The sequence below is a fragment of the Streptomyces sp. NBC_01276 genome (assembly GCF_041435355.1).
Lineage (GTDB): Bacteria > Actinomycetota > Actinomycetes > Streptomycetales > Streptomycetaceae > Streptomyces.
Genome location: NZ_CP108442.1, coordinates 2,624,429 through 2,643,452, shown reverse-complemented (window position 1 = coordinate 2,643,452; position 19,024 = coordinate 2,624,429). Strand labels below are relative to the sequence as shown.

Annotated in this window: 17 protein-coding genes and 1 riboswitch; of the genes, 7 read left to right on the top strand and 10 right to left on the bottom strand. The window is 70.7% G+C overall.

All coding sequences use genetic code 11. The features are described 5' to 3' along the window. Positions 1-9 precede the first annotated feature (9 nt). From OG295_RS11155 to OG295_RS11140, 4 genes are all read right to left on the bottom strand, one after another. Complete coding sequence (locus OG295_RS11155; protein WP_371676736.1) at positions 10-726, bottom strand: helix-turn-helix domain-containing protein; 717 nt, start codon at positions 724-726, stop codon at positions 10-12. 20 nt (positions 727-746) lie between these two features. Continuing rightward, positions 747-1,766: a ribonucleotide-diphosphate reductase subunit beta gene (locus tag OG295_RS11150; protein ID WP_371676735.1), complete on the bottom strand. Its 1,020-nt coding sequence runs from the start codon at positions 1,764-1,766 to the stop codon at positions 747-749. After that, entirely contained in the window at positions 1,766-4,153 is a 2,388-nt protein-coding gene (locus OG295_RS11145; RefSeq protein ID WP_371676734.1) for a ribonucleoside-diphosphate reductase subunit alpha, read from the bottom strand. Before OG295_RS11145 ends, OG295_RS11150 begins: the two co-directional genes overlap by 1 nt. Positions 4,154-4,315: 162 nt before the next feature. Then, a riboswitch (cobalamin riboswitch) is annotated at positions 4,316-4,394 on the bottom strand. A gap of 90 nt (positions 4,395-4,484) precedes the next feature. Beyond that, the gene (locus OG295_RS11140; RefSeq protein WP_371676733.1) at positions 4,485-4,982 is read right to left on the bottom strand and encodes a GNAT family N-acetyltransferase; all 498 of its coding nucleotides are present in this window, start codon (positions 4,980-4,982) and stop codon (positions 4,485-4,487) included. 78 nt (positions 4,983-5,060) lie between these two features. Between OG295_RS11140 and OG295_RS11135 the strand changes: the two genes are divergently transcribed. Then, on the top strand, positions 5,061-5,645 hold the full coding sequence (locus tag OG295_RS11135) for a Uma2 family endonuclease (RefSeq protein WP_371676732.1): 585 nt from the start codon (positions 5,061-5,063) through the stop codon (positions 5,643-5,645). Between the two features lie 55 nt (positions 5,646-5,700). Here the strand turns inward: OG295_RS11135 and OG295_RS11130 are convergent, their stop codons facing one another. The 3 genes from OG295_RS11130 to OG295_RS11120 form a co-directional block, all read right to left on the bottom strand. Further along, positions 5,701-5,898 (bottom strand): YbdD/YjiX family protein, encoded by a 198-nt coding sequence (locus OG295_RS11130; protein WP_266842195.1) that lies wholly within the window; start codon positions 5,896-5,898, stop codon positions 5,701-5,703. Continuing rightward, entirely contained in the window at positions 5,895-8,147 is a 2,253-nt protein-coding gene (locus OG295_RS11125) for a carbon starvation CstA family protein (RefSeq protein WP_371676731.1), read from the bottom strand. The genes OG295_RS11130 and OG295_RS11125 overlap by 4 nt, the downstream gene beginning before the upstream one ends. 129 nt (positions 8,148-8,276) lie before the next feature. Next, positions 8,277-9,041, bottom strand: coding sequence for a GntR family transcriptional regulator (locus OG295_RS11120; protein ID WP_371681164.1), 765 nt, complete (start codon positions 9,039-9,041; stop codon positions 8,277-8,279). 293 nt (positions 9,042-9,334) lie between these two features. On the opposite strand from OG295_RS11120, the gene OG295_RS11115 reads away from it, so the two are divergent. The 4 genes from OG295_RS11115 to OG295_RS11100 all read left to right on the top strand — a co-directional run bounded on the left by OG295_RS11115 (position 9,335) and on the right by OG295_RS11100 (position 14,191). Then, complete coding sequence (locus OG295_RS11115; RefSeq protein ID WP_371676730.1) at positions 9,335-10,621, top strand: extracellular solute-binding protein; 1,287 nt, start codon at positions 9,335-9,337, stop codon at positions 10,619-10,621. A 154-nt stretch (positions 10,622-10,775) separates the two neighbouring features. After that, positions 10,776-11,798: a carbohydrate ABC transporter permease gene (locus OG295_RS11110; protein WP_371676729.1), complete on the top strand. Its 1,023-nt coding sequence runs from the start codon at positions 10,776-10,778 to the stop codon at positions 11,796-11,798. Between the two features lie 59 nt (positions 11,799-11,857). Beyond that, complete coding sequence (locus OG295_RS11105) at positions 11,858-12,694, top strand: carbohydrate ABC transporter permease (RefSeq protein WP_371681162.1); 837 nt, start codon at positions 11,858-11,860, stop codon at positions 12,692-12,694. Positions 12,695-12,700: 6 nt separating this feature from the next. Continuing rightward, complete coding sequence (locus OG295_RS11100; RefSeq protein ID WP_371676728.1) at positions 12,701-14,191, top strand: glycoside hydrolase family 3 protein; 1,491 nt, start codon at positions 12,701-12,703, stop codon at positions 14,189-14,191. Positions 14,192-14,314: 123 nt separating this feature from the next. Here OG295_RS11100 and nagB read toward each other — a convergent pair whose 3' ends face one another. Both nagB and OG295_RS11090 read right to left on the bottom strand, forming a co-directional pair. Further along, the gene (gene nagB, locus OG295_RS11095; protein ID WP_371676727.1) at positions 14,315-15,100 is read right to left on the bottom strand and encodes a glucosamine-6-phosphate deaminase; all 786 of its coding nucleotides are present in this window, start codon (positions 15,098-15,100) and stop codon (positions 14,315-14,317) included. Between the two features lie 141 nt (positions 15,101-15,241). Continuing rightward, complete coding sequence (locus OG295_RS11090; RefSeq protein WP_371676726.1) at positions 15,242-16,000, bottom strand: SDR family oxidoreductase; 759 nt, start codon at positions 15,998-16,000, stop codon at positions 15,242-15,244. Positions 16,001-16,084: 84 nt separating this feature from the next. Here OG295_RS11090 and OG295_RS11085 point away from each other — a divergent pair, with 84 nt between their 5' ends. Continuing rightward, the gene (locus OG295_RS11085) at positions 16,085-16,678 is read left to right on the top strand and encodes a TetR/AcrR family transcriptional regulator (RefSeq protein ID WP_371676725.1); all 594 of its coding nucleotides are present in this window, start codon (positions 16,085-16,087) and stop codon (positions 16,676-16,678) included. A gap of 462 nt (positions 16,679-17,140) precedes the next feature. Next, entirely contained in the window at positions 17,141-18,610 is a 1,470-nt protein-coding gene (locus tag OG295_RS11080) for a sensor histidine kinase (protein ID WP_371681161.1), read from the top strand. A gap of 151 nt (positions 18,611-18,761) precedes the next feature. On the opposite strand, the gene OG295_RS11075 is transcribed toward OG295_RS11080, so the two are convergent. Further along, a complete protein-coding gene (locus OG295_RS11075; RefSeq protein ID WP_004937597.1) occupies positions 18,762-19,019 on the bottom strand; it encodes a WhiB family transcriptional regulator in 258 nt (85 codons plus the stop codon). Between the last annotated feature and the right edge of the window lie 5 nt (positions 19,020-19,024).

Below are 19,024 nucleotides of genomic sequence, written 5' to 3'. Positions count from 1 at the left end.
ACGGACCTGCTACCGCCAGCGGATCCGGCGGGTGAACTCCGAGGGCGCGATCCCGAACATCCGGCGGCACACCCGGCTGAAGTGTGCGCTGTCGCTGAAACCCGCCCCGTGCGCGGCCTCCGTCAGCGTCCGCCCCCACGAGACCAGTTCGGCCGCCCGCATCAGCCGCAGCCACAGCACGTACGGCCGGAACGGCAGCCCCAGCTCCGCCTGGAACAGGTGCGACAGCCGGCTCTCGGAGAGCCCGGCCACCGCGGCCGCTTCCGCCAGCCGCACCGGACCCCGACCCGGCAGCCACGCCAGCACCCGGGCCAGCCCGGGATGCCGGGCCGCGGCGGGCAGCCGGGTCTCCAGGAGTACGGAGTCCAGCGCACACGCCGCCTCGAAGGGATCGGCCGGCAGCCCCGGCGGCAGCAGCCCCTCCCGGACCCCGGCCCGCTCCGCCAGCCGGCGCCCCGCGGCCGACGCGGGGTCGTAGTGCAGCAGCACCGCGCGCTCCGCCCCGCGCAGCACCGCGTGCCGCACCCCGGCGGGCACGACGAAGGCCCGGCAGGCGATGGTCTCGCCCGCCGGGCCTTCGAGCAGCAGCCCGTCCCGGTCCCCGTCCAGCGTCGCGATGACCTGGACGGAATGGTGCGCGTGCGCGGTGGCCGGCCCGACGGCGCCGCCGTAGACCAGCCCGCCGGGCCGGAGCCGGGCGCTCCCCGCCCAGGTGGAACTTCCCATGGGCGGGACCGTAGCGGGAGCTAGAAGTCCTCGTCCAGGTCGACCGTGCCCTCCACCGCGACCTGGTAGGCCGACGGGCGGCGCTCGAAGAAGTTCGTCAGCTCCTGGACGCCCTGGAGCTCCATGAACGAGAACGGGTTCTGCGAGCCGTACACCGCCGGGAAGCCCAGGCGCACCAGACGCTGGTCCGCGACGCACTCCAGGTACTCGCGCATCGACTCGGTGTTCATGCCCGGCAGGCCGTCACCGCACAGGTCGCGGCCGAACTGCAGCTCCGCCTCGACGGCCTCCCTCAGCATGTCGGTGACCTGCTGCTGGAGCGCGTCGTCGAAGAGCTCCGGCTCCTCCTTGCGGACCGTGTCCACGACCTCGAAGGCGAAGTTCATGTGCATGGTCTCGTCGCGGAACACCCAGTTGGTGCCGGTGGCCAGACCGTGCAGCAGGCCGCGGGAGCGGAACCAGTACACGTACGCGAAGGCGCCGTAGAAGAACAGGCCCTCGATGCACGCGGCGAAGCAGATGAGGTTCAGCAGGAAGCGACGGCGGTCGGCCTGCGTCTCCAGCCGCTCCAGCTTCTCGACCTCGTTGATCCACTTGAAGCAGAACTGCGCCTTCTCGCGGATCGACGGGATCTCCTCGACGGCGTCGAAGGCGGCCGCGCGGTCGTCCGGGTCGGGCAGGTAGGTGTCGAGCAGCGTCAGGTAGAACTGGACGTGCACGGCCTCCTCGAACAGCTGGCGCGACAGGTACAGGCGCGCCTCCGGGGAGTTGATGTGCTTGTAGAGCGTCAGCACCAGGTTGTTCGAGACGATCGAGTCACCGGTCGCGAAGAACGCGACCAGACGGCCGATCATGTGCTGCTCGGCCGGCGTCAGCTTCGCGAGGTCGGCGACGTCCGAGTGCAGGTCGACTTCCTCGACCGTCCACGTGTTCTTGATCGCGTCCCGGTAGCGCTCGTAGAAGTCCGGGTAGCGCATGGGGCGCAGGGTCAGTTCGAAGCCCGGGTCGAGCAGGTTCTTCTTCTTGTCGGTGGAGCTCATTACTGGCAGGCCTCGCAGGACTCGGGGTTTTCCAGGGAGCAGGCCAGTGCCTCGGCGTCGACGGCCTGCGGGAGGGGGGTGGCGGCCGCGGGGACGGCGCTGCCGGAGGCGGCGCGGGCGATCTTCGTCGCCGGGCGGGACCGCAGGTAGTACGTGGTCTTCAGACCCTGCTTCCAGGCGTACGCGTACATCGAGCTGAGCTTGCCGATGGTGGGCGTCTCCAGGAACAGGTTCAGCGACTGCGCCTGGTCCAGGAACGGAGTGCGGGCGGCCGCCATGTCGATCAGGCCGCGCTGCGGGATCTCCCACGCCGTGCGGTACAGCTCGCGCACCTCGGCCGGGATCCAGCCGAAGCCCTGCACGGAGCCGCTGGACTCGCGCAGCGCCTCGCGGGTCTGCGCGTCCCACACGCCGAGCTGCTTGAGCTCCTCCACCAGGTAGCCGTTGACCTGGAGGAACTCACCCGACAGGGTCTCGCGCTTGAAGAGGTTGGAGACCTGCGGCTCGATGCACTCGTAGACGCCCGCGATGGAGGCGATCGTCGCCGTCGGGGCGATGGCCAGCAGCAGGGAGTTGCGCATGCCGGTCTTCGCGATGCGGGCGCGCAGGGCGTCCCAGCGCTCCGGCCAGTTCAGCTCGACGTCGAAGTGGTCGGGGTGCAGCACGCCGCGGGCGGTGCGGGTCTGCTCCCAGGCCGGGAGGGGGCCGCTGCGCTCGGCGAGGTCGCAGGAGGCCTCGTAGGCGGCCAGCATGATGCGCTCGGAGAGCTTGGTGGACAGGGCCTTCGCCTCGGCCGAGTCGAACGGCAGCTTCAGCTTGAAGAAGACGTCCTGCAGGCCCATCGCGCCCAGGCCCACCGGCCGCCAGCGGGAGTTGGAGCGGCCCGCCTGCTCGGTCGGGTAGAAGTTGATGTCCACCACGCGGTCGAGGAAGGTCACGGCCGTGCGGACGGTCTCGTCCAGGCGCTCCCAGTCGATCTCGCCGTCCACGACGAAGGCGCCCATGTTGACCGAGCCGAGGTTGCAGACGGCGGTCTCGCCGTCGTTGGTGACCTCGATGATCTCGGTGCAGAGGTTGGAGGAGTGGACGACGGTGCCCGGCTCGGCGGTCTGGTTCGCCGTGCGGTTGGAGGCGTCCTTGAAGGTCATCCAGCCCTGGCCGGTCTGCGCGAGGGTGCGCATCATCCGGCCGTACAGGTCACGGGCGGGCATGGTCTTGCGGGCCAGGCCCGACGCCTCGGCCTTGCGGTAGGCGGCGTCGAACTCGTCGCCCCACAGGTCCACCAGCTCGGGGACGTCGGCCGGGGAGAACAGCGACCAGTCGGCGTCGGCGTTCACGCGGCGCATGAACTCGTCCGGCACCCAGTGGGCCAGGTTCAGGTTGTGGGTGCGGCGCTGGTCCTCACCGGTGTTGTCGCGGAGCTCCAGGAACTCCTCGATGTCCGCGTGCCAGGTCTCCAGGTAGACGGCGGCGGCGCCCTTGCGGCGGCCGCCCTGGTTCACGGCGGCGACGGAGGCGTCGAGGGTCTTCAGGAACGGGACGATGCCGTTGGAGTGGCCGTTGGTGCCGCGGATCAGGGAGCCGCGGGCCCGGATGCGCGAGTACGAGAGGCCGATGCCGCCGGCGTGCTTGGAGAGGCGGGCGACCTGGTGGTAGCGGTCGTAGATCGAGTCCAGCTCGTCCAGCGGGGAGTCCAGCAGGTAGCAGGAGGACATCTGCGGGTGGCGGGTGCCGGAGTTGAAGAGCGTGGGGGAGGACGGCAGGTAGTCCAGGCGGCTCATCAGCCGGTAGAGGGAGGCGACTTCCTCGACGGCCTGGACGGTGTCGTTCTCGGCGAGGCCGCAGGCCACGCGCAGCATGAAGTACTGCGGGGTCTCGATCACCTGACGGGTGATCGGGTGGCGCAGCAGGTAGCGGCTGTGCAGGGTGCGCAGGCCGAAGAAGCCGAAGCGGTCGTCCGCGCCCTCGGCGAGCGCGTGCTCGACCAGGGAGTTCAGGCGGGCCGCGTGGAGGGCGACGAACTCGGCGGTGCGGTCCGCGATCAGGCCCTCGCGGTGGCCGACGGCGACGGACTCGGCGAAGGACGCCGAACCCTGGCCCGCGGCCTCGTCGGCCACGGCCAGCGTCAGCAGGCGGGCGGCGAGGCGGGAGTACGCCGGGTCCTCGGAGATCAGGCCCGCGGCGGCCTCGGTGGCCAGCCCCCGCAGCTCGGCCTCGTCCGCGACGGCGCTGCGGCCGCGCAGGGCGGCGGCGGCGACCCGGCCCGGGTCGGTGTCGGGGAGGTCGACGGTCAGCTCGGTGAGAGTACGCAGCAGCGCGGCCCCCGGGCCTTCGGTGGTGTCGCCAGAAGTGGACTCGGCGCGCGGTGCGGAAGGCGCGATGGTCACGGCGGGAGCTCTCCCTCGCTCGGCCCGGTCATCGGCGGGGGCGCGGGCGGGCGCATGCGGGCGCACGGGAAGGCGCGACGTGCCGCATGGCGTCCACCGGCCCAACCGCGAGGCCCGGACGTGTCTCTACCCGGGTCGGTCGATCCGGGCGCGCTGCCGACAGGTCCTCGGACTTGCGGAATGCACCAATGGGTGCACGTCATACCGTTGCGGGACAGTTCCGGATTCACACCGGATTCCCCTGCGGCGACAGCGAGGATGAGCATACATGTGGGGGCGGCCCGATGCGTGACCCCCCACATGTTGTGTCGGCCCCTTGCTGAGCGTGGTGTTACAGCTCCAGCCGGTACGTGAGCAGGGTCAGCGCGGGGACCGGCGCCCAGTCCCGCTCCGGAGTGCGTACGAATCCCAGGCGGGCGTAGATCCGCTGGGCGCCGAGCATGGCGGGCTGGGTGGACAGCACCAGCGCCGACACCCCGTCCAGGGCCCGCGCGCGGTCGACGCAGGCCCGCACCAGGGCCTCCCCGACCCCCGCCCCGCGCGCCTCGGCGGCCACGGCCAGCATCCGGAACTCGGCCTCGCCGGGGCCCGCGATGTCGGCGAGGGGGCTCCCCGGTGCGGCGAACGTCACTCCTCCGAGGACCTCTTGGTCCCGCGCGGCGACGATCACCTCCCCGTCCCCGGCCCGGCCGGCGACGTCCCGCAGGACGTTCAGGTAGGTGTCGTCCTCGTTCAGGTCGAGCAGCCCGTCCCCGGTGTAGGCCTGCCCGGTGATCTCGCCCAGCCGGTCGTACTCGGCGGCCCTCGCCGTCCTGATCTCGATGTCCATGCCGTCGAGTGTGCGCCACGCGTGACGGTGCCCGGCGCTATCGTCGGAATCGGCACCGTCGAGGAAGGCGAGCGAGGCATGACCGTGATGATCGACCGGCCCCACATGCTGCCCGAGGACTTCGAGGCCGTGGCGCGCACAGCCGCCCGTGAGAGGGAGGGGACACGGCTGGAGTTCATCGACGGGGTCATCAGGAGCAAGGCCATGCCGGACGGCGACCACCAGATGATCATCCAGTGGCTGACGCGGATCTGCATGCAACACCGGCCGGAGCTCTGGTTGCACGGGGGACAGGGGATCAGGGCTCAGGAATACCGCGAAGGACGGGCCATCCCGGACGCCGTGCTGGCGCCTTCTCAGGCCTTCGTCGGCCAGGGTGACTGGGTCGATCCCGCTCCGGTCCTCATGGCCGTCGAGGTGACGTCATGGGACTCCGACACGCAGCGGCGGGACCACGTCGAGAAGCCGCGCGCGTACGCGGAGACGGGCATCCCCGTCTACCTGCTGATCGACCGGGCCAAGTGCGAGCTCTCGGTCTACAGCCAGCCGAACGGCCGCCGGTACGAGAGCGTCCACATCGTGCCGTACGGGACGGACATCGCCCTCCCCGACCCGGTCTCCCTCACCCTGCGGACGGAAGTCCTGAAGGACTGGGTGCGCTGAGTGCGCCGAAGGGCCCCGCCGGTCCGGCGGGGCCCTTCGTGCGCGCGGCAGGGGTTCAGCAGCAGCGGAAGCCCTCGCGCGGGTCCGCCTCGCGGGCGTCCGTACGGGCCCGCTCGAAGGCGCGCCGGGTCATGACCTCGGCGTCCGGGTCGTGGGAGCGGGCGTGGGCGACGTAGCGGTCGTACGCGGCCTCGCCGGAGAACTCCCGGACGTAGAACCGCGCCTTGGCCAGCGCCGCGCGGACCCCGCTCATGCCACGGGCTCCTTGACCCGGCCGCCGCCCCCGTCGAGGCCGGCCGCCGCGAGCTCGGCCTTCTCCTCGGCGGAGGCCAGCAGGCCGGCCGGGGCGACGATCTTCGACTCGGTCCACGGCACCTCGGAGAGCCGCACGGAGTCCGGGTCGGCGGCGGCCTTGAAGCAGGTCCGTGCCGCGTCGGCCAGCACGATCAGGATCAGGACGGCGAACAGCACCGACAGGACGCCGTCGACCGTGGCGTTGGTGACCACGGTGTGCATGTCGTCCATGCTCTTGGCGGGCGGCAGCACCTTCCCCGCGTCGATGCCGGTCTGGTACTTGTCGCGCTGGGCGAAGAAGCCGACCTTCACGTCGTCGGAGAAGATCTTCTGGTAGCTCGCGGTGAGGGTGACGGCCACGTCCCAGGCGAGCGGAACACCGGTGACCCAGGCCCACTTGAGCCGCCCCGACTTCACCAGCAGCGTGGTGCAGACGGCCAGGGCCACCGCGGCGAGCAGCTGGTTCGCGATCCCGAACAGCGGGAAGAGCTGGTTGATGCCGCCCAGCGGGTCCTTCACGCCGACCCACAGGAAGTAGCCCCAGCCGCCGACCACGATGGCGCTGGCCAGCCAGACGCCCGGCTTCCAGCTGACGTCCTTGAAGGACTTGTGCACGTTGCCGAGGGTGTCCTGGAGCATGAACCGCCCGACGCGGGTGCCCGCGTCGACCGTGGTCAGGATGAAGAGGGCCTCGAACATGATGGCGAAGTGGTACCAGAACGCCTTCATGCCGGATCCGCCGATGACGGAGGAGAAGATCTCCGACATCCCGAGTGCGAAGGTCGGGGCTCCACCCGTACGGGACAGCAGGCTCGCCTCCTCGACGTCCTTCGCGGCCTGCGCGAGGGCGTCCGGGGTGATGGCGAAGCCGAAGTGGGTGACGGCCTCGGAGGCGGTCTGGACGGTGGTGCCGATGACCCCGGCGGGGGAGTTGACCGCGAAGAACAGGCCGGGCTCGATGATGCACGCGGCGATCACGGCCATGATCGCGACGAAGGACTCGGTGAGCATCGCGCCGTAGCCGATGACCCGGACCTGGGTCTCCTTCTGGATCATCTTCGGGGTGGTGCCGGAGGCGACCAGCGAGTGGAAGCCGGACAGCGCCCCGCAGGCGATGGTGATGAAGACGAAGGGGAACATCGAGCCGGCGAAGACCGGGCCGTCGCCGCGCGTGGCGAAGTCGGTGACCGCGGGCATCTTCAGCGTCGGCACCGCGACGACCACGCCGACCGCCATCAGCGCGATCGTGCCCACCTTCATGAACGTGGACAGGTAGTCGCGGGGTGCGAGCAGCAGCCACACGGGCAGCACCGAGGCGATGAAGCCGTAGACGATCATCCAGATGACCAGGGTCTCCTTCTCCAGGGTGAAGAACTCCGCCCAGGAGGACTCGGCGACCCAGCCGCCCGCGACGATGGCGAGGAGCAGCAGCGCCACGCCGATGACGGAGACCTCGGTGACCCGGCCCGGCCGCAGGACGCGCAGGTAGACGCCCATGAAGAGGGCGATCGGGATGGTCATTCCGATGGAGAAGACGCCCCACGGCGAATGCGCCAGGGCGTTGACGATGACGAGCGCGAGCACGGCCAGCAGGATGATCATGATGGCGAACACGGCGAGGAGGGCGGCGGCTCCGCCGACCGGGCCGATCTCGTCCCGGGCCATCTGGCCGAGCGAACGGCCGTCGCGCCGCGTGGAGAAGAACAGCGTCACCATGTCCTGCACGCCGCCGGCGAAGATGACGCCCGCGACGATCCAGATCGTGCCGGGCAGGTAGCCCATCTGTGCGGCGAGCACCGGGCCGACCAGCGGGCCCGCGCCGGCGACGGCCGCGAAGTGGTGGCCGAAGAGCACGCGCCGGTCGGTCGGGTGGAAGTCGACACCGTTGTCGAGGCGTTCGGCCGGAGTGGCCCGGGTCTTGTCCACCCTCAGCACGCGGTTCGCGATGAACCGCGCGTAGAAGCGGTAGGCGATGGCGTACGAGCCCAGTGCGGCGGCGAGCAGCCAGGCGGCCGAGATCTCCTCACCCCGGGAGAGCGCCAGCACCCCCCAGCCGACGGCCCCTACGAGGGCCACGGCCAGCCAGGTCGCCAGGGACCGGGGAGAGAGCCTTCCCGTCGGAGGGGGCGAGCCCGGCCCGTCGCCGGGGCCCGCCGCGCCCCTCGGGTTCGGAGCCCGATCTGTCCGTGTTGCTTCCGGTTCCGCCATGATCCTCGTCCCCTCGTTGATCATCTGCCGAGCGCAGGGAATCTACGGGGACCCGACCGGTGGACGTAAGTCCCCGTCCGTATAGCGGTATGAGGTTCCACCGGAGGCCGAACAGGAGTCAACCGTCTTCTACAAGGCGGGTCGCTGAAGGCGGGCCACGAACTTGTAACGGTCGCCGCGGTACACCGATCGCACCCATTCGACCGGTTCGCCGTCGGCGTCCAGCGAATGGCGGGAGAGCATCAGCATCGGCAGGCCGACGTCGGTGCCGAGCAGTCCGGCCTCGCGGGGGGTGGCCAGCGAGGTCTCGATGGTCTCCTCGGCCTCCGCGAGCCGTACGTCGTACACCTCGGCGAGCGCGGTGTAGAGGGAGGTGTACTTGGCCAGCGAGCGGCGCAGCGCGGGGAAGCGCTTGGCCGAAAGGTGCGTGGTCTCGATGGCCATCGGCTCGCCGCTCGCCAGGCGCAGCCGCTCGATGCGCAGGACCCGGCCGCCGGTGGAGATCTTGAGGAGTCCGGCGAGGGTGTCGTCCGCGGTCACGTAGCCGATGTCCAGGAGCTGGGAGGTCGGCTCCAGCCCCTGTGCCCGCATGTCCTCCGTGTACGAGGAGAGTTGGAGCGGCTGCGAGACCTTCGGCTTCGCCACGAAGGTGCCCTTGCCCTGGATGCGCTCCAGCCGCCCCTCGACCACGAGCTCCTGCAGGGCCTGCCGGACGGTGGTCCGGGAGGTGTCGAATTCGGCCGCGAGCGTGCGCTCCGGCGGCACCGGCGTGCCGGGCGGCAGCGTCTCGGTCATGTCGAGCAAGTGCCGCTTGAGTCGGTAGTACTTGGGCACACGCGCCGTGCGAGTGGCCGCCCCGCCTTCCGGCTCCGTGGTCGCCCCTTCGGTGGCCATCGCCGCCCGCCTTCCCGACTCCAGTTTCGCTGCCGTCACCGGCTCCTCCGATATGTGCGGTCACATGGTGACACGGGAGGGAGGACAGGCCTCCTCCCTCCCCCAGGTGTCGGTCCGGTAACGGACCGAGCACCCGCTCATTAGACCCTTGACACCCCTAAAGGTCTAGGCCAAGCTCCGGTTACTGGTCTACACCAATATGGATCGGATCCCGGCCCCACGGGCAGTACTTGGTACGTACGTCACCGCGGCGGGCGAGGGAAGTTGCAGGCAGCATCCCTGAGGAGGGTGGCGTGAAGCGCAAGCTCATTGCGGCGGTCGGTGTCGTGGGCATGATGGTCGGTGTCGCGGCGTGCGGCAACGGCGGCGACGACAAGCCGAAGGCCGACGCGTCGGGTGGCGCCAAGGAGATCACCGTCTGGGTGATGGACGGCTCCGCACCGAAGGCCTGGCTCGAAGAGGTCAACAAGCAGTTCTCGGCCAAGCACCCCGGTGTGACGGTGAAGGTCGAAGAGCAGAAGTGGACCGGCATCCAGGAGAAGGTCACCACCGCCCTCTCCGAGAACACCCCGCCGGACGTCCTTGAGCTCGGCAACACCCAGACCGTCGGCTACGCGGTCACCGGCGGCCTCGCCGACCTGTCCGACGACAAGTCCAAGCTCGGCGCCGACGCCTGGTCGAAGGGCATGCTGTCCTCCGCCGAGGTCGACGGCAAGCTGTACGCCGCTCCCTGGTACGCCGCCAACCGCGTCGTCATCTACGACAAGAAGGCCTACGAGAAGGCCGGCATCACCGCCCCCAAGACCCGTGACGAGTGGGTCGCCGGTCTGGAGAAGCTGAAGGCCTCCGACCCGGCCGCGCAGCCGATCTACCTGCCCGGCCAGAGCTGGTACATCCTCGCCGGCTTCGTCTGGGACGAGGGCGGCGACCTCGCCGTCAAGGACGGCGGCAAGTGGAAGGGCCAGCTGAGCACCCCGCAGGCCGCCTCCGCGATGGACTTCTACAAGAAGCTCCAGTCCTACTCCACCGCCCCCAAGGACAAGGACGAGGCCTCCCCGCAGCAGTCCACCGACATCGTCCCCAAGGGCGGCGTCTCGTCCTGGATCGGTCTCGGCTGGGAGGCCCAGGGCGCGCTGAAGGCCCTGAAGGACGCCGGCAAGGACGGCGACTTCGGCTACTTCCCGATCCCGGGCAAGACCGCCGACAAGCCGGGCTCCGTCTTCCTCGGCGGCTCGAACCTCGCCGTGGCCGAGCGCTCCAAGAACAAGGAGCTCGCCAAGGAGTGGCTCGCCCTCGCCGCCGGCAAGGAGCAGATGACCAAGTACGCCGCCGCCACCGAGGGCGCCCTGCTCCCGAACCAGGCCGCCGCCAACTTCGCCGCCGCCCCCGGCTCCTTCGCGGAGTCCATGGCCAAGGCCGCCCTCTCCGGCAAGATCACCCCGGTCACGGCCGGCTGGGCGAACGTCGAGACCGAGCCGAACCCCATCAAGGAGTTCATGACCAAGGTCCTGAAGGGCGAGGACGCCGCCAAGGCGGGCGCGGACGCGGACAAGGAAATCGCGAACCGCATCAACAAGTAGTACCGCCCCGCAGTACCGGCAGTACCCGAAGCCCGCAGCACCCGCAGCACCCAGCAGTGTGATCGCACCGGGGGGTGCGGCAGGCGCCCCGCAGCGCCTGCCGCGCCCCCGGTCGCGCATTTGACTCCACAGTCAACCGCGAGGAAGCCCAGACATGACCGTGCACTCCCAGGGAGCGGCGACCACCGCTCCACAGGACGCACCACCGAAGTCCGCCGGCCTGCCGCCGAAAGCACCCGCCGCCCCGGCCGGCCCCAGCCAACCGTCTCCTCGCGGGGGCAGAAAGCAGCTCCCCACGGGGTGGCTGCCGTACCTGCTGATCGCACCGGCGGTGCTCAGCCTCGCGGTCCTGCTCGTCTACCCGCTGATCAAGAACGTGATCCTGTCCTTCCAGGACATCAACAAGATCGAGTTCATCCAGCGCAAGTACCCCTCCGCGGGCTTCGACAACTACACCCAGCTGCTCGGCGACTCGAACTTCTGGACCGTCGTCCTGCGCAGCTTCGGCTTCACCCTCGCCAACGTCGTCCTGATCATGGCGATCGGCAGCCTCATCGGCCTCCTGCTGAACAAGCTCGGCAAGAAGATGCGCCTGGTCCTGTCGATGGCCCTGGTGATGGCCTGGGCCATGCCGATCGTCGCCTCCGTCCAGGTCTTCTACTGGCTGTTCGACGAGCAGTTCGGCGTGATGAACTGGGTGATGCGCACCGCCGGCTTCTCCGGCTACGAGCAGCACAACTGGTTCGAGACCGGCCTGTCCACCCTGACGATCGTCACCGTCCTCGTGGTCTGGGGCTCCATCCCCTTCGTCGCACTCAACATGTACGCCGCGCTGACCACCGTCGGCGCCGAACTGTACGAGGCCGCCCGCATGGACGGCGCCAACGGCTGGCAGACCTTCTGGAAGGTCGTCTTCCCGCAGCTCAAGCCCTTCTTCCTGATCACCACCTTCCTTGAGGTGATCTGGGTCTTCAAGGCCTTCACCCAGGTCTACGCGATGAACAAGGGCGGCCCCGACCGCGCGTCCGAGATCCTCCCGGTCTTCGCCTTCGTCGAGGGCCAGAGCCAGTCCCACTACGGTCTCGCCGCCGCGATCTCCGTCCTGACGATCCTGATCCTGATCGTCATCATGTCCTTCTACTTCCGCCTGATCCTGAAGCAGGAGGAGGAGCAGTGAGCACCACCACCGCCCCCAAGCCGGCCCGGACCGCCCCGTCGGCACAGCCCGCCCAGCGGCTGCGCACCCGCGGCCCGCTGCGCCCCGCGACCGTCGCCAAGAACCTCGGCGCCCTGCTGCTGGCCCTGCTCTTCCTCTTCCCGGTCTACTGGATGTTCTCCTCGGCACTGAAGCCGTCGAGCGAGATCCTCACCAAGGACCCGGTGTTCGTCTTCACCCCGACGACGGAGAACTTCGAGAAGGCCACCGGGGTCGACAACTTCTGGACGTACGTGACGAACAGTCTCGTCGTCACCGTCAGCGCGGTCCTGCTGGCCCTGCTCGTCGCCCTCGCCGCGAGCTTCGCGATCGCCCGCATGAAGTTCCGCGGCCGCAAGGGCATGGTCCTGGCCGTGATGATGGCGCAGATGGCCCCCTGGGAGGTCATGGTCATCGCGATGTACATGATCCTGCGGGACGCCGAGATGCTGAACAGCCTCCCGATGCTCACCGCGATCTACTTCGTGATGGTCCTCCCCTTCACCATCTGGACCCTGCGCGGCTTCATCGCCGCCGTCCCGGTGACCCTGGAGGAAGCCGCCCAGATCGACGGCTGCACCCGCGGCCAGGCCTTCCGCAAGGTGATCTTCCCGCTGCTGGCGCCCGGTCTGATGTCCACCTCGCTCTTCGGCTTCATCACCGCCTGGAACGAGTTCGCCATGGTCCTGATCCTGAACAAGGACAAGACCGCGCAGACCCTGCCGCTGTGGCTGACCCAGTTCAAAACCGCCTTCGGCAACGACTGGGGCGCGACCATGGCCGCGTCCTCGCTGTTCGCCGTCCCGGTCCTGCTGATCTTCATCTTCCTCCAGCGCAAGGCCGTCGGCGGCATGACCGCCGGCGCCGTGAAGGGATAACGGCCCATGACTGTCCTTGCGCACCGGGCGGACACCCTCACCCGCGACGCCCTCGCCGTCCTCCAGCCCGGTTTCGAGGGCACCACCGCCCCCGCCTGGGTGCTGCGCCGGGTCGGCGAAGGCCTCACCGCCGTGGGCCTCTTCGGCCGCAACATCGCCTCCGCGGAGCAGCTCGCCGCCCTGACCGCGCAACTGCGCGCCGAACGGGACGACGTCCTCGTCGCCATCGACGAGGAGGGCGGGGACGTCACCCGCCTGGAGGTCCGGGGCGGCTCGTCCTTCCCCGGCAACCTCGCGCTCGGCGCCGTCGACGACACCGCCCTGACCCGCGAGGTCGCCCGGGAACTGGGCCGCCGCCTCGCCGAGTGCGGGGTCAACCTCAACTGGGCGCCGTCCGCGGACGTCAACTCCAACCCCGACAACCCGGTCATCGGCGTCCGCTCCTTCGGCGCCGACACCGCCCTGGCGGCCCGGCACACCGCCGCCTACGTCGAGGGCCTCCAGGACGCCGGGGTCGCCGCCTGCACCAAGCACTTCCCGGGCCACGGGGACACCAACGTCGACTCCCACCACGCCATGCCCCGCATCGACGTGGACCTGGACACCCTGCAGGTCCGCGAGCTGGTCCCGTTCAGGGCGGCCATCGAGGCCGGCAGCAAGGCCGTGATGAGCGCGCACATCCTGGTGCCCGCACTCGACCCGACCCGCCCGGCCACGCTCAGCCCGCAGATCCTGACCGGTCTGCTGCGCAAGGAGCTCGGCTACGAGGGCCTCATCGTCACCGACGGCATGGAGATGAACGCCATCGCCGGGACGTACGGCATCGAGCGCGGCTCGGTCCTGGCCATCGCCGCCGGCGCCGACGCGATCTGCGTCGGCGGGGGACTGGCCGACGAGGCGACCGTCCTGAGCCTGCGGGACGCCCTCGTGGCCGCCGTACGCGAGGGCACGCTGGCGGAGGAGCGGCTCGCCGACGCCGCCGCCCGGGTGCGTGCCCTCGCCGAATGGACCCGCCGGGCCCGGCCGGACGCGCGACCGGAGGGGAGCCGCGCGTCCGGCATCGGCCTGACGGCGGCCCGCCGCGCGGTGGTCGTCTCGGGCACCCCGGCCACCGTGTCCGCCCCCTACGTGGCCACGCTCGCGCCCGTCGCGAACATCGCGGTCGGCGACGAGACCCCGTGGGGGGTGGCCGCGGAGCTGGCCGGGCTGGTCCCGGGCACCGGATCGGGCGTCTACCCCGAGGGCAGCGCCGCCGGGGACGTACTGGCCGCGGCGGGGTCCCGTACGGTCGTCGCCGTGGTGCGCGACGCGCACCGGCACCCCTGGATGGCCGAGGTGCTGGACGCCCTGGTCGCGGCCCGGCCGGACACGGTGGTCGTGGAGATGGGCGTACCGCTCGCCGAGCCGCGCGGGGCCCTGTACGTCGCCACGCACGGAGCCTCCCGCGTCTGCGGGCGGGCCGCCGCCGAGGTCATCGCGGGCACGCGGCGGGACTGACGCCGTCGGACGGGGCGCCGGACACCCGTCACGGGGGTGTCCGGCGCCGCCGCGTCCGGGCACGCGCGAAGGGCCGGGCCCCCGAGGAGGGGGCCCGGCCCTTTCCGCGTGGCGCCGGTGCTCCTACAGGCCCTGCCAGGAGGGCTTGTTGGCGAAGGTGTGGCGGAAGTAGTCGGCCAGCTTCAGCTTGGAGGCGGCCGCCTCGTCCACGACGACGGTGGCGTGCCGGTGCAGCTGCAGCGCGGAGGCCGGGACCAGCGCGGACAGCGGGCCCTCCACGGTCTGCGCGACGGCCTCGGCCTTGCCCTCGCCGGTGGCCAGCAGGACCAGGTGGCGGGCGTCGAGGATGGTGCCGATGCCCTGGGTGATGACGTGGTGGGGCACCTGGTCTATGTCGTCCTCGAAGAAGCGCGCGTTGTCCACGCGCGTCTGCTCCGTCAGCGTCTTGATCCGGGTGCGGGAGGCCAGGGAGGAGCACGGCTCGTTGAAGCCGATGTGGCCGTCCGTGCCGATGCCCAGCAGCTGGAGGTCCACCCCGCCGGCGTCCGCGAGGGCCTGGTCGTAGGCCGCGCAGGCGGCCTGGACGTCGGCGGCGGAGCCGTCGGGGCCCATGAAGGACCCCTCGGTCAGCCCGAGCGGCTCCACGACCTCGCGGAGCACGACGGCGCGGTAGGACTCCGGGTGCCCGGCCGGCAGGCCGACGTACTCGTCGAGCTGACAGATCCGGGCCCCGGAGGCGTCGACCTCGCCGGCCCTGACCTTGGCGGCGAGGGCTTCGTAGACGGGCAGCGGGGTAGAGCCGGTCGCCACGCCGAGCAGGGCGTCGGGCTTGCGGCGGACCAGGGCGGCCATGGCCTCCGCGATGAGCTCGCCGCCTGCCTTGGCGTCCGGGACGATGACAACTTCCACGCGGGGCCTGCCGATCTGAGAGAGGTGCGGACACTTGTGGTATAGACCAATCTAGCAGAGCGTGCCCGCCGATGGGCGGGCTCGTGCCCCTTCCATCGTCTTCCCGATCCCCGCCCCCCGCCCGGCCGCGCGCCGGGGGTCCTACAGCGCCAGCTGGAGACCGCCCGTGGCGTCCAGGTGCTGGCCCGTGACCCAGCGGGAATCCGGCGAGGCCAGGAAGGCCACCACGTCGGCGACCTCCTGCGGGGTGCCCACCCGGCCGAAGACCGAGCGCGAGGAGGCGTGCGCGCGGGCCTGCGGGTCGGCGAGCCAGGCGGCGTTGAGGTCGGTCTCGGTGATGCCCGGACCCACCGAGTTCACGGTGATCCCCCGCGGGGCGAGCGCGGCGGCCAGGGACACGGTCAGCGCGTTCACCGCGCCCTTGGCCATGATCGTGGCCAGGATCGCCGGCAGTGCGATGGCGGGGGTGCCGGTCACGTTGACGATCCGGCCCCCGTCGGTCAGCCGCTCCAGCCCGTGCTTGATCACGAAGAAGGGCGCCCGGGCGTTGAGCGCCTGGATCCGCCCGAAGGTCTCCTCGTCCGTCTCCTCGATGCCGGCGAAGGTCGCCGCCCCGGCGTTGTTCACCAGGACGTCCACCCGCTCCGTGGCCCGCGGATGGGCCCCGTACGCCGCCCAGAGCGCCTGCGCGTCCCCCGCCACCCCGAGCTCCGCCCCGATGGCGAAGGCGCGGCCCCCGGCCGCCGTGATCGCCCCGACGGTCTCCTCGGCGGCCCCCTCGTCGTGTCCGTAGTGGACCGCGACCAGGGCGCCGTCGCGGGCGAGGCGCTCGGCCACCGCCCGTCCGATGCCCCTGCTGCCGCCCGTGACCAGTGCCGTCTTCCCCTTGAGCACGCCCATGGCGCGCCCCCCTTCAGCATTTGCTAGCGGTCGATACAGAATGGACCGTACCAGATGTCTAGCGGTCGCTATAGAATGTGGCGCATGGTGACCGGACAACGTGGCAGGCCCCGCTCCTTCGACCGGGACGCCGCCCTCGACAAGGCCATGCTCGCCTTCTGGGAGAACGGTTACGAGGCGACGTCCATCGCCGACCTGACCAGGACCCTGGGCATCGGCGCGCCCAGCCTCTACGCCGCCTTCGGTGACAAGCGCAAGCTCTTCGACGAGGTCGTGGTGGTCTACGGCGGCCGGTACGGGGACTTCGCGGGCGTCGCCCTCGCGGAGGAGCCCACCGCCCGCGCCGCCATCGGCCGGATCCTGCGCGAGGCCGCCGAGATCTACACCGACCCGGCCCACCCGCCGGGCTGCATGGTGATCAGCGCCGCGGTCAACACCACCTCGCAGGAGGTGGCCGATGCCCTGCGCGAGCGCCGCAACGCCAACCTGGAGCTGTTCGAGAGCCGCATCCGGGCCGACGTCGCCACCGGCGAGCTGCCCGCCGGCACGGACGCGCGGGCGCTGGCCCGCTACGCGGGGGCCGTGCTCCAGGGGATGTCGCAGCAGTCGCGCGACGGGGCGGGCCGGGAAGAGCTGGAAGCGGTGGCGGAGCTGGCGCTGGGCGCCTGGCCGGCGTAGGGGACCCGCGTGGATTTCCGCGGCCTGTCGGCGGGGGAATTCCCGGGCGGCGAATTCGATCGTGCCGCACCCCTCCGGCGCGCTCACTTTCCGTCGCGCCGGCTTTCCGCAGCGTTGCTTTCCTCTGGGCCACGGTGCAGGACGGGACCCTCAGCCCGCCCGGCACCGTAGCCCGGAGTACTTACGGCCGACCGGGTGTGCGGTTCCCGACGGCCGGTGGGAGGTGCCTGCGCGGTCAGGGCAGAGCGCGCGGTTACCTCGATCCGTCCTCCTGTGCGGGGAGGGCGGAAACTTGACACAATTGTGGACTAGACCAATCTGTCCTGTCCATCCAATGGCGGGGTCTGCAATCCCGTCACTTCATCCAACAGTACGCGGAGTGGGCCCCTCCTGGGTACTCCTGAGTATTCGCCGTGTGGAAAGTCATCCCCGTACCCGGGGTACGCTCGCCACGTGCCCTCCATGAACGACCTCGTACGCCAGCACACCGCTCTCAGTGAAACCGACCTGGAGTGGCTCCACCTGCTGGTCTCGGAGTGGCAGCTGCTCTCCGACCTCTCCTTCGCCGACCTCGTGCTCTGGGTGCCCACCCTCGACGGCTCCCGCTACGTCTCGGTCGCGCAGATGCGCCCGAACACCGGCCCCACCTCGTACCAGGACGACATGGTCGGCCACCTGGTGCCGCGCGGCCGGCGCCCGCTGCTCGACGCCGCCCTCGACGAGGGCCGCATCGTGCGCGAGGGCGACCCCGAGTGGCGCGAGGAGGTGCCGGTCCGCGTCGAGTCGATCCCCGTCCGCCGCGAGGGCCGGGTCCTCGGCGTGATCGCGCGGAACACCAATCTGCTCACTGTGCGTACACCCAGCCGGCTGGAGCTCACCTACCTCCAGTCCGCCTCCGACCTCGCGCAGATGATCGCCGCGGGCTCCTTCCCCTTCCCCGGCCAGCAGGTCGACATGGACGCCTCCCCGCGCGCCGGGGACGGCCTGATGCGGCTCGACGCCGAGGGCGTGGTGACGTACGCGTCCCCCAACGCGCTCTCCGCCTACCACCGTCTGGGCCTCGCCTCCGACCTGGTCGGCCAGCATCTGGGCACCACCACCGCCGAACTCGCCCCCACCCGGGGCCCGGTGGACGAGGCCATCGTCAAACTGGCCAGCGGCTGGGCTCCCCGGGAGACCGAAGTCGAGGGCAACGGCGGGGTCATCCAGCTGCGCGCCATCCCGCTGAAGCCCAAGGGGACCCGGATCGGCTCCCTCGTGCTCTGCCGCGACGTCACCGAACTGCGCCGTCGCGAACGCGAACTGATCACCAAGGACGCCACCATCCGGGAGATCCACCACCGGGTGAAGAACAACCTCCAGACCGTGGCCGCGCTCTTGCGCCTCCAGGCCCGCCGGATGGATTCGGAGAACGGCCGCGAGGCGCTGAACGAGGCGGTGCGCCGCGTCGGTTCGATCGCGATCGTGCACGAGACCCTGTCTCAGAACCTCGACGAGCGCGTCGAGTTCGACGAGATCGCCGACCGCGTGATCGCGATGGTCGCCGAGATCTCGCCCGGAAAGGTGCGCTGCCGGCGCATCGGCCGCTTCGGGATCCTGGACGCGGAGGTCGCCACTCCGCTGTCGATGGTGCTGACCGAGATCCTCCAGAACGCCCTGGAGCACGCCTTCACCCAGGGGGAGGGCGGCACGGTCGAGGTGTCCGCGACCCGCACCGGAACCGGCCGCGCCGACGCCCGGCTGCTGATCACGGTGCTCGACGACGGATGCGGTCTGCCCGAGGGCTTCGACCCGCAGCGGGCCGGCAACCTCGGGCTGCAGATCGTACGGACCCTCGTGGAGGGGGAGCTCGGCGGCACCTTCGACATGCTCCGGGCCGAGCCGCGCGGCACCAAGGTCGTCCTCGACGTACCGGCGAGCCCGCAGAAGTAGCCCGCCGCGGGAGCCGGAACCGCGTTACGCAACGTGAGGGGAACAGCACTGAGCCCCGGACCGAATGGTTCCCGGTCCGGGGCTCAAGAGCACGTTGCTGAGCGCTTGTCTGGTACTACGCGCTGCGCGTCGAGGCTCGAAAAGTCGAATGTCAGGCGGTGGCGTTACGCGCCCGGTTGCGAGCGGCGCGGCGCTTCATGGCGCGGCGCTCGTCCTCGCTGAGGCCACCCCAGACGCCGGAGTCCTGACCGGACTCGAGCGCCCACTGCAGGCACTGCTCCATGACGGGGCAACGGCGGCAGACGGCCTTGGCTTCCTCGATCTGCAGCAGCGCAGGACCGGTGTTGCCGATGGGGAAGAAGAGCTCGGGGTCTTCCTCGCGGCAAACGGCGTTGTGACGCCAGTCCATGGCTG